Raw genomic sequence first — 14,952 nt, forward strand, 5'->3', positions numbered from 1 at the left:
GCCTGGATTGTCGAAGCACTTCAGTGAACGCGTCCTGCCACCCGCTCGTACCAGGGAGACCAACAGCGCGCAAGCCAAGCGCGACCGCAGTCATCGTGTCAACCTCGTTGAAGCACACCGTTACGGGGAGCCCCCACGAGAACGGCGGTCGAGCGTTGAACAGGCGCGGCCGGTCTCCAGGAGGACTCTCCACAGCAGCATGATCCACGTGCGCGCATCCGGGCGTCACGCACGCGAACCGGAACGCTAGCGTGTCATGCCCGTTCGGAAGCGCCCGGGAATAAGGGAGAGCAAGCCTGCCTGCGAACGCTTGATGGCCCCGGCCGGGTGAGGTGACGTGCCCGAGGCGAAACCACCATGCAACCGAAACGCCGTGGACCCGGACCTTATCGAGGCCTTTACTCGCCATGAACGCCGCGGACGGCGACCTAGCGAACGCCCGCCGGTACTGGCTAGTCATGGTGTTGAGCAGACCGCCGGGCCGCGTCGGACCGTACATGGTCGTGCCCGCACTGCTCGGGTGCAACGTGACAGAAGACCGCTCGGAAGTCATGATCGAACGCTAGCGGATGGCAGCGAACCTGCAACTCCCCCGGGCGTTCACGGAAGCTAGTGCTTGCGTGTGAACGGCGGCGCTGGTGGGGCGGCATTCGTGGTTACCGAACCCGTGGCCGCCAACGAGGGTGGACAGGCCGCCGAAGGTGGGTCACAATCGCGTCCATGACCAGCATTCCAAGCGACCACCTTGCGAAAGCCATTGCCGCTGTGGAAGAAGCGGACCGGTGGCGTGCCCTGGACCCGGCGACCTGGCCACGAAACGACGTCGACGATGCGACGCGGCTCGCGTTCCATGACGCGTGCGTCAAGTCCGCACGCCTGCACCTCGACATCGCGAAACTAGCGGCGCGTAAACCCGGCGCTGCCGCCGACCGCGTCCGTGACAACGCCGAGTTGGCCGACGCGGCGTACCCGAAAGCCGGGCAGCGTTGGAGCGACGAGGACCAAGCCGAACTGATGCAACTGTGGACTGAAGGCGCCCGTGTCGCGGACATCGCCTCGACGCTCGGTCGGAAACCGTCAGCGATCGAATTGCGGTTGCGGAAGACCGCGCCGCACCATCCGCGGACCATGACCGAGCTTGCCGACGCTCCGATCGAAGTGTCCACCGGAAACACAGAGGCATCATTCTGAGAGCAAGGCAGCTGGGAGCAACGCCGAGCGTGGTCGCTCGGCGCTCGATCGCGCGTGCCAGAGGGAACCTTTTATCGCATGTCGCTGCGGGCGTCGGGGTCGAATGCGGTCAACTGTTCCAGGCCGCCTTGGTTGATGCAGTCGGTTGCGAACTCGCGAGCCTGCGTCTTCATACCGGCTTCGTCAGTGTCGGTGTCAACGGTGGCTTCCACGGGCGTGTACGCGGCTAGGGGAACGGAACCGTCCGTGTACGGATACCCGAAGTTGTCCCGCCCGGCCATGAGGAGGCGTTCGGCGCTCTCCCAGGCAATGCCGAGCCGCACGTCGTACTCGTACCCGCCGAAGCGGTCAGCGGCAGCTTTCACGAGCCCGAACAAGTCGCACACGAGTGTTTCCAGACGCCATGACTGGAACTCGTGCGGTTGCCAGACCGTGTTGTTGACGCCGTGGTGGCCGCCGAGTGCCGCAGTCAGCGTCACTGACCCGTCGAAGTGCACGCTCGCGTATGCGTGCAGCCACGGCGTCGCGGCGCTCGCCTGGTTTCGGGCAATCCAGCGCCGCAAACCCGGACGAAGATGGTGCTCGTTAACGGACTTGAGCGGGTGGTAGTAATCCTTCGCCATTCGCTTGCCGATGCCGCCAGCTGCCCCAATAATGTCGGCGGTCTCCTTCCGGTCGGGTTTACTACGCAGCTCGACCGGTAGGCGCGGCCGGGCGACAGCGACACCCCAGGCGCGCTCAGCCGGCGCCGCCCACATGATCGCGTCCGCGTACAGGCGGTCAAGCGCGTCGCTGGCGTTCTGGCGCTCAGCGGCCCGGCCCCGGTAGGCGGCCTCCAGGTCGCGTTCGCTCATCCACGTCGAGTCGGCACCGTTGCGCACCCGCGCCCGGAACCCGGTCGTGGCGGACCCGATCAGGTGCGGACGGTCGACGCTGGCCGGAACGACCACAGCTACGGCTCGCAGGTCATCTGGCCCGAACGGGAACGTTTGCACGCCAAGCACGGGAGGATGTAGGTGTGAGGCGGGGATCTGCGTCAGCGAGCGCTCGAGGCCCTCGGACCAGTCACCGGCGTGGGTGCGCCCCGTGGCGAAGCGATTCTTCTCGTTGACGCCGTACACGATGACGCCGCCACGACCGTTCGCAAACGCAGCAATATCGTGCAGGTAGGACGAATCCGCATCGCCCAGTCCCTTCCGTTCGGGAAGTTGACGCTTCCAGTCGAGGTCGTCGGTCTCCCCGAGTCTTGCTTCGATTGCCGCGTTGAGCAGGTCGTCATCGATCGGGCCGGGCGGGCGGTTGAGGAGGCGGTGCAGGGCGGTGTATTCCATGCTCAGGATTCTCGCACTGCCACCACCCGGTTGACGCGAACGCGGCTCGCTAGCGGGCCGACAGGTCAGTGCGTATCGGCCGCAACCCCTGACATGACCGACCTGTCCGGCATGCCCCCGGGCTCTGACGAGTTTCCAGACCGCCCCATCCCTTCGCCGTGCGGATCCTTTCCATTTTCGCGCTACAAGGCCGCAAGGTACCGATGCGGTCAGCAGGCGAAGGGAAATTCGTGGCGGCGATGCCAGCGGCTGCCGTCGCTGACGAACAGACTGACTGACGACACCACGGTTGATAGGGGAAGTTGCGCTTCTATGGCCGCCTCGATCTCGTCGAACACTTCAGGACTTTGGTCGTTCGCGACCGTCAGGTGCGGATGTACCTCGGTGAACTGGCCACCGTAGGGCGGAGCCTCTGGCCACCTGGCCACCACCGCTTCGGTCAGTTCACGGAATCGCTGGGCCGGTGTCGGCTGGAGATACCGCACGTGGGAAAAGCGCCCGACCTTACCGAACTCGACGCTGAACCGGTCCTGGCGCGCGAACAGCGCGGTCAGCTCGTTGCGCACCGCCGGATCAATGCGTTTGATGTCGAGAAACGGTATGAGTACGGTGACGTGCGCGGGCAGCCCCGCCGCTGCGGAAGTGTTGAACCGCTGCCGCCAAGGATCCACCAGGGGCTCGACGTCATCAACTACGACCAGTAGCGCGGTCTGACCTGTTCGGTACTTCGACATCACCTGATTCTCTCGAAGGCCGACCATCCGCTGCGACCAAGGGGCCCGCTACCCTGCGGACCTGAACCCACACGGACGCCGGTCGGCGTCTACGCTGCCGTCACCATCGTTTCCGTCCGGCCGAGCGCCGCTCCCCGGTGTCAAGGTGCTTCCAGCGGACGTGGTAGCCATACTCGATGCCGCCGGCGTGGGATCCGCCACGGTTTGCCGCGTTGCAGACCGGCGGCGTCGACATTGCGATCTGCGCAGCCTGCATCACGCAGAGCCTTGTTGTGGCACTGCTCCCCTGCAACGGAGCGTACGCGATGCTGCCAACGACGAGCGCCAGCGTCTGCGATGCGGATGCGGTCAGGAGCCGGACCGTCTCGGTGGACGGCTGGGTCGCTTCCTCGGTCCGGTCTCGCCGCCGGTGGTGGCGCACGGGAGCCGTGCTGCATCGTTCAGGTGCAGCCAGCATGTCTCGATAGGCTTCGAGTCCCCAACCCGTCGGCGACCGGACACCAGCAGCGTGTACCCGCCTTCGAGCATCGTGTGTTCGTGATCAGGAGTGCAGTGGTCATGTCCGGACGTGAGCGGCCGTCACTCCGAAAAGGAACCCCGCCTGGGGCCGTGCCGACCGGTCCAGCGGCTACCCTGTCATCACCGTTGCGGCTAACCGCGACCCCTTTGCCGAACGTACCGAAGGCGACGCTATGGAATTCTCCACTGGCTTCCCCAGTCTTGACAACGCCCTCCAACATTTCACGCCCGGGAACCTCATGACCGTTGCCGGTGCCCGCGCGGAAGAGAACTCCGTGCTCGTGGTCAACATGATCCGGCACATGGCCTTCCGCGCCGGTGCGGCCACGCTCGTACTGCTGCCGTCGCAGCGAACTGACGCGTTCGACGCCCGCTTGCGCGGCTGCTCGACCCGCGTCCCGCACCAGGCCGTCCTGGACGACACGCTCACCGAAGCGCAGCGGGCTGCTATCGAGCACTACGAGAAGGTTCGTCGAGACGCCCCGTTGTTCGTGGAGAACCCAAAGTCGCTCCCGGTCGACGAGCTTGACGCCGTGGTCGAAGTGGCCGCAGAACGCTACGGCGACCTGGACCTGATCGTGGTCGACGCCGTGCAGCTCCTCGACGATCCTGACCTCGGCGTTGACGAATGGGGTACGCCGCGGCGCGAATCGCGGGTTGCGTCGCTCTCGCGTGCTTCCCGGGCGTTGAAACATCTCGCGTTCAAGAACGACGCGACCGTGATCGCCGTCGGCCGGCGCGTCTCCCGGCACACCTCCGAAGCGGAGAAGGCGCTTGCGAACGCGGAGAACAGCGCGGCCGCGTTCGAGGCGTTCCATCAGGACTCCGACCAGGTGATCGAGCTGTACCCTGCGAAAGCCGCTGTTCGGGTCGAAGACACGCGCCGGGTGGTGCTCGTCCGTAAGAACCGGTGGGGGCCAGGCGGCGACTGGGTACCGCTCGGTATGGAACACGCGACGTCGCTCGTGGTCGACACTGGCTCCCGGAAGCGGTTGCGCTGACCAAGCCGGGTATGGGCCGCGCGACGTTGCGGCCGTTAGATCGGCGGGCTATTGCAGCTCTCGGCCGCGGCGGGGTCGTCTGTGTCGAGATGGTCGAACTACAGGAAGGGCGGCGGTGCTGTCTCCTGTGTTGCCAGGAAGTGCCGGGCTCGCCGGTGCGACTGCGCCACTCGAACCCGGGCGTAGTGCGACAGTTCCGCTCCTGGCGGGTTCGGTGTGGCCGAGGGGTGGTACGTCTGCGGTTCGCGGCAGGGAACGCCCGGGGTGACGCCGCATTCCATGCATCCGAACTGCGTCGCCGTCTCGACGTCAATGGTCAGCATCCGCTTGTATGAGCGGTAGCCCGCGTCCCACACCTCGGTGCGCTCCCCCGCGAGGGCAACTCTGTCTTCTTTGCTGCTGTGGTTCCAGCACGTGTCATGCCAGCCCATAGGACGATCCATCAGGTAGCCATTGCAGCGCGGGCACCGTTCAGCGGTGACCTCAGGTATCTCGTCAACGCGTGCGGGGCAGACCACCACGTCTCGCCCTACGTCAACGGCTTCTGGACCGGTGCACCGTCCGCCCGGGTCGGCACAGCACGCGCCGCATTCGACCAGCATCGCCAGTTCCAGCCATGCGCGCGCCCGCAGGTGGAAAGGGATGTCGGCGTGGGCAAGCCGTTCATATGGTGACGGCTGCCGCGGCTGCGGCGGGACTGCGACTGTAGGTGTGACCGCTGACGGAGCCGCGCTCGCGGCGGCGCTCGTACGGTAGGTTGCGATGGCGTACGCGGTAACCGAGGCCGGCATGCCCACTACGCCCAGGAGTACGAGCCTGGCACGGATGGTTTCCGGATGCCGCGCGAACGCCGCCGCGAGAGCGGAGATGCCGACCTCTTCGTGCCACAGCGTTTGTAGCCGTGCATCATCACCGCTCAGCCACGATTCGTAGGCACGGGGCCAAGCCTGCCGGAACACGCTCACGGTTGGCGCATCAGGTCCGTCGCCCGCCGCACCGGTCCACCGCCAGCGAGCGGAGGCGTCCCGGATCGCATGGCAGTGCTCTGCTTCATCGGCGCTCAGATGCTCCCAGCACGCCAGCACGGGCAGCGGGCAGCATGGGAGAACGGGCCACTCCGCGGCCAGCGCACCGCAGACTTGGCCGCTGGCGCTGCGCCGTGGACATCGCGGCTGGTACGTGTACATGACCTGCACCATAGCGGCCGTTGTCACCGTCACGGTTTCGGCGCGCAGTTGGACCCTCGCCGCTTTCGTGACGTTCACGCAAGCCATGTCAATGCTGCGGCGTTGATGACCAGGTGCATCGTGTTGTCCGCGACGATGAGCAGTGCGACAGCGAAACCAGGTTCTTTGTCCGGCCCATATCCGGTTGCTTGGCATTTCGCCCACGGCAGGTTCCAGCCGTGCGGCGCCAGCCAGTTCTTGAGCCACACCAGGTGGCGGGCGAGCCGGTACCGGTCGATGACCATGTGGGTGCCGGCGATGACGATGAGCGCCCACGGGGACTGCGTGAGGATGAGGAACGGGATCGTGTACACGAGGCCGTGCACCACAGCTGGCGTCCACCGTTTCGTTTTCTCGGCAGCCATCCACTCGGACTGGATGAGGTAGTCGCCGATAAGGTGCGCGATGAGGCCTTCGACGGTCATTGGTGTGCCTGTCGAGAGCTGCGGTCAGTGTCGGGTCGGGCGGTGTCGTCCATGGGTGCTCCCTGGTGTGTCGGTGCTCCTTTCATGGTGAGGCGCAAACAGGTTCAGGGTTGAGAAGTAGTTCTCATTTTGCGGTCGTGATCGGGCTTTCCAGAGGTCGTCTGGCTGTCCGGTGTTTCGTGACGGTGGTGCAGGCCGGCCCGGGTTGGGTTCACATGTCGGCGGTGCGGTGGTGTGTAAGACGGTCGAGTGCGCGCGCGAGTTCAGGCATGCGGGCGGCAATATGACGCTTTTGTATGGCATGGGTAGCGGGCGAATCACCAGGGACCGTCCATGCCATGGCGACCGCGTCGATGGGTTCGAGGTCGTCCAAGGCGTCGTGAGTTGATGGCGCGTTGGCGTCGGGCGGCTCAGGGTCGATACCTGCCGTGAGTCGGTTCATGGCCCTGCGGTAGACGGGGGGCACGTAGGTAATGAGGAGCATGATCACGGCGGTGTAGGGCCACAGGAGCACGGCGAACAACGCTATGGCGCCGGATTTTCGCATGGCGCGGCGGCGATCCCATTGCGTGAGGTCGTCATGCCATCGCAGGTGCTCTTCTCGTTCGCCGGTGAGGCAGTAGCGCGCGGCGGGCCGCCATGCGAGTGCGGCAATGGTGAGGTAGGCGGCGAGGATGAGGATGGTGAGGATCGTGGGATTCATGCCTTCGCACTGTACTCCACGTCACATAAAATTGACAGTGTGCAACTGGTTGAAACTGTCGGCCGCAAGTACGGTCCCTTAACCAACGGCTACGGCATGGTCCAGCGCGGTGCGGTACTTCCTCGTCCATGCAGCGCGAGCCTGTGCGTCCGGCAGTCCCTCAAGACCGCCGCGGAGATACGCGACCGCATCCGCGCTCTCGCCCATGACCGTCAACGTCCGGCCCGCATGCAGCTGGTAGAACGGCGTGGTGCTCCAGTAGATCACCTCCGGCGGGGCACCTTCAGCGGCCGCCACCGCGATCGCCCGGTCCGCCTGGTCCAAAAGCGGCCGGGCACGCTCACGTTCACCAAGCTCAGCATAGACGCGGGCGCGCTGCAACACCGTGTACGCCTGCTGCGCCGGATGGGCACCAGCAACACGCGACGCCGCGACCGCCAAGCTGAGCGCCCGGTCGACCCGGGCCCGGTTAAGCGCCTGATAGGCCTGAAACGTCAACGCCACCGATTGCAAGGTCGGATTGGCACTCTCGGCCGACCATTCCCACGCACGCGTCAGCGACATGCTCGCACTGCGCCATGCGGCAGTGGCGATATCGACCCAGCCGGCGAAGATCGCCCATCCTGCCGCGACGTCGACAAGCTCGTCACGACCGGGCCCGCGGGCCGCCCGAACCATACCGGTGACCTGGGTGAGGTTCCTGCGGGCGGCGGGACGAACGGCAGCAGAGCCAATCGCGTCGTCCAGGTGCCGCAGGGCATCCAAATCGCGTCGGAACGCAGCCACCTGAGCCAGGTCGATCCGGGAGGCCGCTTGCGCGTCGGCATGCAGGTGCGCTGCACGCAACGCCGTGAACGCGGTCGTGGCGAACTCCCGGTCGAGTGCCTGCGCGAGCCCGGCTGACGGCTGCTGCTGGCCGTTGCGGACACGGTACACATAGGCCCGGTCGAAGAAGTTCGTGTCAGCGAACCGGGCCACGGTGGTGCCCTGTCGGCGCAGGTAGCGGTCTATGAGCGTCCCGAATTCCATGCCAGGCCCTCCCCGTAGCCGAACTGACTCTTGCAATGGTTAAGCCTCGTCATCTTCCCAAACGCGACCGTCTCTTCCACAATGGGGCAGTCAGTCCCGGAAGGCAGATCCACAGCCGGGCACTGGCATCGGGAGCGGCAGCATGGTGTGCCGTCCCTCAGCGTGCCGCCGCTCCCGGCTTGCCGCACACAGCATGACGGTGCCTCCCGGCCCCGCACCGACCTGCCGTCCGCTGATCGCTCACTGAACGGACCTGATGCCCACCATCAACCGCATACTTAGTGCGACTGCCGCCCGCATCCGCGGGATTTGCCGAGCGGTCCCTGCAGCAGGTGACGGCGCATGAATGATGCCCTCCACCCGGTCGCCCCGTGCCGGTTCGACGCGGACCTTCCCGATATCAGCGTTGTCCTCGATGACCTGCTCCACCGGCGCCAACCTGTGGCGGCACTCCTGAGCGCGTTGCAGCAACTGGTTGGCCGACACCAGGGCGCTCCGGTGGCCACGCTGACTCGTGCGCATGTGCGGTCGGCGATCGCCGCCACCCAACACGACGTCTGGACTCCGAGGCAGCTCGCCGAATGGGCCAGCATGGTCCACGGTCACACCTGCAACCCGCCTCTCGGTGACAGCCCGGTCGGTTTCGAACCCGGGTACGCCGATAGTCTCCATGACGCGTTGGACGTGCTCGGACCGGTCGCACCAGCCACCCCCGACCTGGAGACGCTGGAGACGGTCACGGCCTTTCTCGACCGCAGCGACACGCAGCGTTACCGAACCGGCGTCACCGCGACCGTCGTCGTTGACGCAGCGAGCCTCGTCATGGCCCTCGTCGTAGGGACCGTGGCCTTCGGGTCCATCATTGCTCCACTCGCAGCGCTGCTGACCGTTGTGGCATTGGTAGCGACCGGTGTCGTGTTGGTGTTCGCGTTCCGGCCGTGGTGCATCGATCTGGACCGCTGCTGGTGGAGGATGCTGGGGCCGAGAGCCGTTGCCGCCGTCGCGTTCGCCAGCCTATGGTGGTGGGTTTCATGAGTCCCGATGCCATGGCCCGCAACGGCATTGCAATCATGATGTGACACCACGAACGCTAGGGAGGCGCACATGACCGACCACTACGGTGCGATCGGCGACGGGCCCACATCATTCATTGGTGCCCTCGGCGATGACGCTCACGGCTCCATGGAACTCAACGACCACGGCCAGCAGATCACGGTCGAAGGCGACACGGCTTGGGTTGACGGTGCCCTGATCACGCTGGCTGACGGCGAACAACGCCGAGTCGGATCCTACCTGCTGCGTGGCACTGCCCACGGCATCATCGCTGAGCGGTGTTAGACCGATCTGGTGCAGCTGCTCCAGGGCTGGCTGAGCACTCGTTCGGTCGGGGTTGCACCGCGTCAGCGGCCAAGGCCGGGGCGGGTCTACCTGCGGTTGATGAAACCGTTGGTGCGCGACAGCAGCCACCCGGGTACACCGCGGGTCAGGTCGCTGGCGTCGGCCAGGCCGATGTCCGCAAGCGGCTCCAACGACAGCGCGCCGATACCGACCGCGTCGAACGCGGGCGCCCACAGCCCGGCCAGTTCCACATAAGGCCGGGGCCGGTCCGGCCCACCAGTGACCCACCTGAAGAGAACGTCCACCATTGCCGCTGGCACCGCGTGACCTTCGGTGTGCACACGCGCCGCCCACACCAGGTCGTGCAGGCGGTCGGACTCCCACGATCCGGTCCGACCGGCGCGCATCGCCGTCTCCGGGTCGACTGGGACGATGCTCTCGAGTCGGGCCGCGGTGTCCTGCAGGGCGCGGGTGGCCACCAGCAGCCCCGCGGTACCGGCCGCCGCTACCGGTGCGATCAGCGTGTCCTCGTCGTCAGGTTCGGGTGACCCTTGGGGGCGCAGCGGCCCAGCCTCAGCCGCGAGCGCTTCCGGCATGACCGCTTCCCCGACGCGGAGGTTCCAGTACCGGCCGTCTTCGTCCGGAAGCCAGCGGCGGAACCTCGCGTCGACGACCGGCACGCCGGGCTCGGGCAAGCGTCGTTGCAGGATCGGGTCGATCGGTGGCAGCGCCGTGCCTTGGCGCCGCTGCTTCGGGGCCGGCAGAAACGCTAGTTGCTCGGGTGGGGCGACGGTCACCGGTCCGTACTTGAGCACCAAGGCATCCCAGGCGACCGGGCGGGCCTGGCTGGCGGCCGTGCCGTGTTCGACGTAGCGCTGGTGCCAGCGCGGGAAGGCGGCATTGCGCACCCATAGGTCACGGTCCACATCCGCGACTGCTGCCGGGTCGGGCTCGGCATGGTCGAACGGTCCCCACGTTTCCAGGCCGGAGCGGTCGGTGCGGCGCTACTCAGCGAGGCCTTGCTGCGTCTGGGTCGATGACTGGTAGAACCGGTCGTTGTTGCCTTTCGTGAACTCGTGGGCGGTGCAGATACCGTGCGGTACCGCCACAGGATCAGCAGTCGTCATTGTCGCGTTCTCCTTGTCGTCACGGCCGCCTCGGGCCTGCGGTTCGCATGCTGCGCCGAGGCCGTGATGCCTGTGTGCGGGTTAGACCCACGACCGTGCGGGTTGTCCGACCTGCCGTGGGCGGTGCATGCTCGCGGGCCTCTCCAAGGGCGTACCGCGGTCGCACCTGTCGGCCCGGGTCCGTCCTCGACGGCAGCCTGCGTCAGCCGGCCCCTGTCGGTGGATCCGTGTCAGCTACCTGCACCACCTGCGGCAATGGTGGGCCTCGGGCGAACGGCCATCGCCGCGGGGGCAGTTCGGCCGAAGCGCCAACGGCGCCAAAGCCGATACGTTGTACTCATGCATACCCGTCGTGATCTCCAAGAACTGATCGCCGCCGCTGACCTCGTGGAGCAGTGGAGCCACGTTTACTGGCAGGCCGGACATGACGGCACTGCGGCCTTCGACGCGACGCTAGCCGGGGAGAACGTAGCCGCCGCCCGGGAACGCTGGTTGGGCATGGTCGCCGCCGTGGACGGTCTGGAACGTGCCGTGGCGTTCGGTCGGGCAGCGAACGAGTACCTGGAGGCGAACCAGGCGGTCGGCGTAGCGGAAGCGCATGCCGACCAGTGCGGACGTACCTATGACGCCGGTATCGAGACCGGCGAAGCGCGCCACCGCCGGCACGTGGCGCACGAGGCACTGTGCCAGGCGGCGCGGCCGCGGGCCGGTGGCGGCACAGCGGTGACGGCCGCGGCATAGACCTCCGCAGCGGCGCTGCCGTCAGAAGTCGCATCAATGGTGCCGGTTTGCTGCTTGATGTGCTCGATCATGCCCTGAAGGATCGCCGTATGGGCCGTGCCAAAGGGCGTGGGTCAGGACCGTTCAGTTGGTCCGCTTCACTCGGCGACGTCGTGTTGCTGTCGCGCGGCGCCACGCTAACGTTCGGCATCCAGTGCCTGCACTCGGTCGGGTTGGCGACGGGACCCGAATCGGCAGGGTTGCCTATGCTTGAGCGGGCCCTGCGGCGACGCTGCTCCCCGTTTGCGCTCGGCAGGTCCGCTTGGAGACTGCATGACCGAGCACACCAACCCTGAGACAACGGCGCCCGTTAGCGATGAGGAGGCCGCAAGCGCGGCCGATGACCTCACGGACGGCATCGCCCACGAACGAGACCTGCACCGCCAAGCTGACACGAAGGCAGTCGGCGCCTTTGCCGTGGTCGGATTGATGTTTGCCGCGGCCACGACCGTGCTGCCGATGCTTGACATGGTCCCGCAGATGCTGGTGGGGTGCGCGCTTATTGCTGTCACCATCGCTGGTGTCAGCTTCGGCCTCGTGCTCCTGCCGCGGTCGTCAGCGGCATCGCAGCGATCCGTTGCAGCTACGGAACAACACGCGCTTGACCGGGTGCGCCACCCCTCCCGAAAACTGCGGGTCTGTGCAACGGAACTCGTGGCACTCGAACGCCTCACGCGTCGCAAACATGAATTGATCACGTTCGGCATGCTGGCGATGGGATTCGCGCTTGCTTTTGGCGCGAGCGCCGGAGCGGTCACCTCCATCACCCGCATGCTCTGAAGTGAACCCTACCGATCACCCCCACACCCCCAGGACCACTGCGACGACGGCACTGCGGCCCTGGCAGTGGGAGAACGAGCGAACTGGTCTGGGCCGGCCGAGCAGCGAGTTCCTCGTATGGGTCAATGTGTCTTCAAGAGCGCTGCGCACCTGCTGGTGAACAGCGGTTACGACGTCATCCGTTCCGCTGCGGCAACGTGACTCGACCCCGTGGCCGCTGTGACGAACGCCCACACCTGCTCGACGTGGGCGGGCGTGAGGCCCTGCCGCGACTGCGGCCTGATCACCAGATGCGCGCCCGCGCCGACGACGTCAACGTCGGCCGCTTCGCGGTCGTCGCACCACACGAAGGGCCGCCTAGACCGGGCGATGCGCTCCAGCGCGGCGCGTTTCGCCCCGGGTACATCGTCGTGTGGGAGTACGGTGTCGATCGCGCGGGGCCGCCGAGGCAAGCCCATAGCCATATGGTGGATCAACAGTGTCGTACGCATGACATATTATCATACATATGTATGATAATACGGCCTCTGTTGGACCTGAACGTTCACCGAACGAGCCCAGTCCGAGTCAGCCCTGCGACGGGCTCTGTTCCTACCGATAAGATTTTGCGTGATCGCAACGTTGAGAGGTATGCCATGGCACTGAGAACATCGCTGGCAGGTCGGGTTCGAAACACTAGCCTGCCAAAGAGCCATGCCCTTCTCCCACTCTTGGAAGCAGTCGTCAATGGGCTTCAAGCCATTGACACCCGATTCGGAGATGCAGTCGAAAAGGGACGCCTGCACGTCAGGATTCTGCGCAGCCCGCAGGATCCGCTGGACTTCGGATCTTCCGGCCCTGGCCGCACTGCGCTGAAACCGATCGTCGGATTCAGTGTCGAAGACAATGGAACGGGCTTCGACCCGGACAACATGAAATCCTTCGAGACCTTGGACAGCGAGTTCAAGGCGGGAATTGGCTGCCGAGGCGTGGGCCGTCTGCTATGGCTCAAAGCGTTCGACCGGATTTCGGTCGACAGTACCTACCAGGACGCGGCAGGGAGCCTTCACGGCCGGCAGTTTAGGTTCTCTGTGGCGGAAGAGATTGAGCACCTTGGGGAGCACGTCGATGCCGACGAACCTGGCACGACGGTGTCCCTGGAGGGCTTTAAGGTCGCTTTCCAGCAGAGCGCACCGAAGACCATCGAATCTATCGCACGTGAAGTGTTTGAGCACTGCATCTGGTACTTCCTCCGACCGGGCGGCGCGCCCGAGGTGACGGTGGCCGACGACGACGGGTCCGTCTCGCTCAACGCATTGCTGGAGGACTTCGTGTTCTCCGAAATGGCGCCGACGACGGTCGATGTCAAAGGCGAGAAGTTCACGATGGTTAACCTTCGATTCAGGTCCTCCACGCGCAGCACTGCGCCGCGACTGTATTGGTGCGCTGCGAACCGCGTGGTCTTCGAGGAGAACATCACCGGTAAGGTGCCCGGATTGGTTGGAAGGCTGAAGGACGAGCACGGTGCCGAGTTCACGTACGTCTGTTATCTGTCCTCAGGCTTCCTCGACGAACGCGTTCGCGCGGACCGTACCGCCTTCGACATCGACGAGTCGGTCTCAGGCAGGTTGGCAGCCGATGATGTCTCGTTCGACGATATCCGCGAAGGCGTGCTGGGCGAAGTGGAGAAAATCCTCGATGTCCCGCTCAGGGCGGTTCGCGAGGAGGGCAAGGAACGAGTCAATGAGTTCGTGAGCCGCCATGCGCCGCGGTACCGGCCGGTCCTAGCCCGACTCGAAGCGCTCGGTATCACCGTGGATCCGTGGATCAAGGACCTGGACCTCGAACTGCTGCTGCATCGGGCCTTGCAGAAACTCGAAGCTGACGCCATTGCCGAGGGGCAGGAAGTTTTCGCTGAGACTGGCTCCGTCATGTCCGAGGACTACCAGGAGCGACTCGCCCGGTATCTCGACAAGCTCAGTGACATCAATCAGTCCGATTTGGCGGCTTATGTCTCGCGGCGACGGGTCGTTCTGGACCTCCTGCTCAAGTTGATCCGATCGGACGATGACGGCAAATATAGTCGAGAGGACGCCGTCCACTCCTTGCTCATTCCGATGCGGACCGATTCGAATGAGATTGGCCCGGATGCGTCGAACCTGTGGATCATCGACGAGAGTCTTGCGTTCCATGATTACCTTGCCTCTGATAAAACTCTCAAGAGCATGTCGATCACCGGCGATGATTCGATCAAGAGACCCGATATCCTTGCCACGAGACTTGCTGATACGCCAGTGTTGGCGGCGGCAGGTGAAAAGCTCCCGCTGCCGTCCCTCGTCGTCGTCGAAATCAAACGGCCGATGCGCAACGACGCGTCGGAGGGGAAGAACCCGATCGAGCAGTGTCTCGGCTACGTGAAGCGTGTGCGCGCAGGTGGAGTTAGGACCGCTACTGGGCGCCCGATCCCGAAGTCCGAGGAGTCTCCCGCTTTCTGCTACATCGTGGCAGATCTGACCGAGACCATGGTGGAACGATGCGAGATGTCGAACCTGCGTCCGACCCATGACGGGCTGGGGTACTTCGGTTTCAACGAACCCGCCAAGGCGTACATCGAGGTGATGAGCTTCGATCGTCTTGTTAACATGGCCATGGAACGGAACCGGGCGTTCTTCGACAAGCTTGGCTTGCCGTCGGCGTAGCGCACCTGCATTATACTGCGCACATCTGTTGTGACTTCTCCGTCACTTCGAGTGAAAGCGACTCCTTGCCCCCGCGCAACACTGACACGC

Annotated in this window: 16 protein-coding genes; 7 read left to right on the forward strand and 9 right to left on the reverse strand. The window is 65.3% G+C overall.

The window, feature by feature from the left end; translation table 11 throughout:
• Positions 1 to 720 precede the first annotated feature (720 nt).
• A complete protein-coding gene (locus LO763_RS19715) occupies positions 721 to 1,191 on the forward strand; it encodes a helix-turn-helix domain-containing protein (protein ID WP_230787703.1) in 471 nt (156 codons plus the stop codon).
• Between the two features lie 71 nt (positions 1,192 to 1,262).
• On the opposite strand, the gene LO763_RS19720 is transcribed toward LO763_RS19715, so the two are convergent.
• From LO763_RS19720 to LO763_RS19730, 3 genes are all read right to left on the reverse strand, one after another.
• On the reverse strand, positions 1,263 to 2,522 hold the full coding sequence (locus LO763_RS19720) for an AlbA family DNA-binding domain-containing protein (protein ID WP_230787706.1): 1,260 nt from the start codon (positions 2,520 to 2,522) through the stop codon (positions 1,263 to 1,265).
• Positions 2,523 to 2,731: 209 nt separating this feature from the next.
• A complete protein-coding gene (locus LO763_RS19725) occupies positions 2,732 to 3,256 on the reverse strand; it encodes a 2'-5' RNA ligase family protein (protein ID WP_230787709.1) in 525 nt (174 codons plus the stop codon).
• Between the two features lie 100 nt (positions 3,257 to 3,356).
• The gene (locus tag LO763_RS19730; protein ID WP_230787711.1) at positions 3,357 to 3,713 is read right to left on the reverse strand and encodes a hypothetical protein; all 357 of its coding nucleotides are present in this window, start codon (positions 3,711 to 3,713) and stop codon (positions 3,357 to 3,359) included.
• A gap of 235 nt (positions 3,714 to 3,948) precedes the next feature.
• On the opposite strand from LO763_RS19730, the gene LO763_RS19735 reads away from it, so the two are divergent.
• The gene (locus LO763_RS19735) at positions 3,949 to 4,776 is read left to right on the forward strand and encodes a DnaB-like helicase C-terminal domain-containing protein (protein ID WP_230787712.1); all 828 of its coding nucleotides are present in this window, start codon (positions 3,949 to 3,951) and stop codon (positions 4,774 to 4,776) included.
• Between the two features lie 98 nt (positions 4,777 to 4,874).
• Here the strand turns inward: LO763_RS19735 and LO763_RS19740 are convergent, their stop codons facing one another.
• From LO763_RS19740 to LO763_RS19755, 4 genes are all read right to left on the reverse strand, one after another.
• Positions 4,875 to 6,041: a hypothetical protein gene (locus LO763_RS19740; RefSeq protein WP_230787714.1), complete on the reverse strand. Its 1,167-nt coding sequence runs from the start codon at positions 6,039 to 6,041 to the stop codon at positions 4,875 to 4,877.
• Complete coding sequence (locus tag LO763_RS19745; protein ID WP_230787716.1) at positions 6,038 to 6,427, reverse strand: DUF3307 domain-containing protein; 390 nt, start codon at positions 6,425 to 6,427, stop codon at positions 6,038 to 6,040. Before LO763_RS19745 ends, LO763_RS19740 begins: the two co-directional genes overlap by 4 nt.
• Positions 6,428 to 6,638: 211 nt before the next feature.
• A complete protein-coding gene (locus LO763_RS19750; protein WP_230787717.1) occupies positions 6,639 to 7,130 on the reverse strand; it encodes a hypothetical protein in 492 nt (163 codons plus the stop codon).
• Positions 7,131 to 7,208: 78 nt separating this feature from the next.
• Complete coding sequence (locus LO763_RS19755) at positions 7,209 to 8,159, reverse strand: NsdA family TPR-like regulatory protein (RefSeq protein WP_230787720.1); 951 nt, start codon at positions 8,157 to 8,159, stop codon at positions 7,209 to 7,211.
• Positions 8,160 to 8,501: 342 nt separating this feature from the next.
• Between LO763_RS19755 and LO763_RS19760 the strand changes: the two genes are divergently transcribed.
• Positions 8,502 to 9,194, forward strand: a complete 693-nt coding sequence (locus tag LO763_RS19760; RefSeq protein WP_230787724.1) for a hypothetical protein — start codon at positions 8,502 to 8,504, stop codon at positions 9,192 to 9,194.
• A 69-nt stretch (positions 9,195 to 9,263) separates the two neighbouring features.
• Entirely contained in the window at positions 9,264 to 9,497 is a 234-nt protein-coding gene (locus LO763_RS19765; protein ID WP_230787728.1) for a hypothetical protein, read from the forward strand.
• Between the two features lie 86 nt (positions 9,498 to 9,583).
• Here the strand turns inward: LO763_RS19765 and LO763_RS19770 are convergent, their stop codons facing one another.
• Positions 9,584 to 10,423 (reverse strand): hypothetical protein, encoded by an 840-nt coding sequence (locus LO763_RS19770; protein WP_230787730.1) that lies wholly within the window; start codon positions 10,421 to 10,423, stop codon positions 9,584 to 9,586.
• Between the two features lie 540 nt (positions 10,424 to 10,963).
• Between LO763_RS19770 and LO763_RS19775 the strand changes: the two genes are divergently transcribed.
• On the forward strand, positions 10,964 to 11,365 hold the full coding sequence (locus LO763_RS19775) for a hypothetical protein (protein WP_230787732.1): 402 nt from the start codon (positions 10,964 to 10,966) through the stop codon (positions 11,363 to 11,365).
• 312 nt (positions 11,366 to 11,677) lie between these two features.
• Complete coding sequence (locus tag LO763_RS19780) at positions 11,678 to 12,184, forward strand: Pycsar system effector family protein (protein WP_230787733.1); 507 nt, start codon at positions 11,678 to 11,680, stop codon at positions 12,182 to 12,184.
• A gap of 167 nt (positions 12,185 to 12,351) precedes the next feature.
• Here the strand turns inward: LO763_RS19780 and LO763_RS19785 are convergent, their stop codons facing one another.
• Complete coding sequence (locus LO763_RS19785; protein ID WP_230787735.1) at positions 12,352 to 12,675, reverse strand: hypothetical protein; 324 nt, start codon at positions 12,673 to 12,675, stop codon at positions 12,352 to 12,354.
• A gap of 144 nt (positions 12,676 to 12,819) precedes the next feature.
• On the opposite strand from LO763_RS19785, the gene LO763_RS19790 reads away from it, so the two are divergent.
• Positions 12,820 to 14,862 (forward strand): ATP-binding protein, encoded by a 2,043-nt coding sequence (locus LO763_RS19790; RefSeq protein WP_369432035.1) that lies wholly within the window; start codon positions 12,820 to 12,822, stop codon positions 14,860 to 14,862.
• Positions 14,863 to 14,952: the final 90 nt, after the last annotated feature.

The sequence above is a fragment of the Glycomyces amatae genome (genome assembly GCF_020991375.1).
GTDB classification, from domain to species: domain Bacteria; phylum Actinomycetota; class Actinomycetes; order Mycobacteriales; family Micromonosporaceae; genus Glycomyces; species Glycomyces amatae.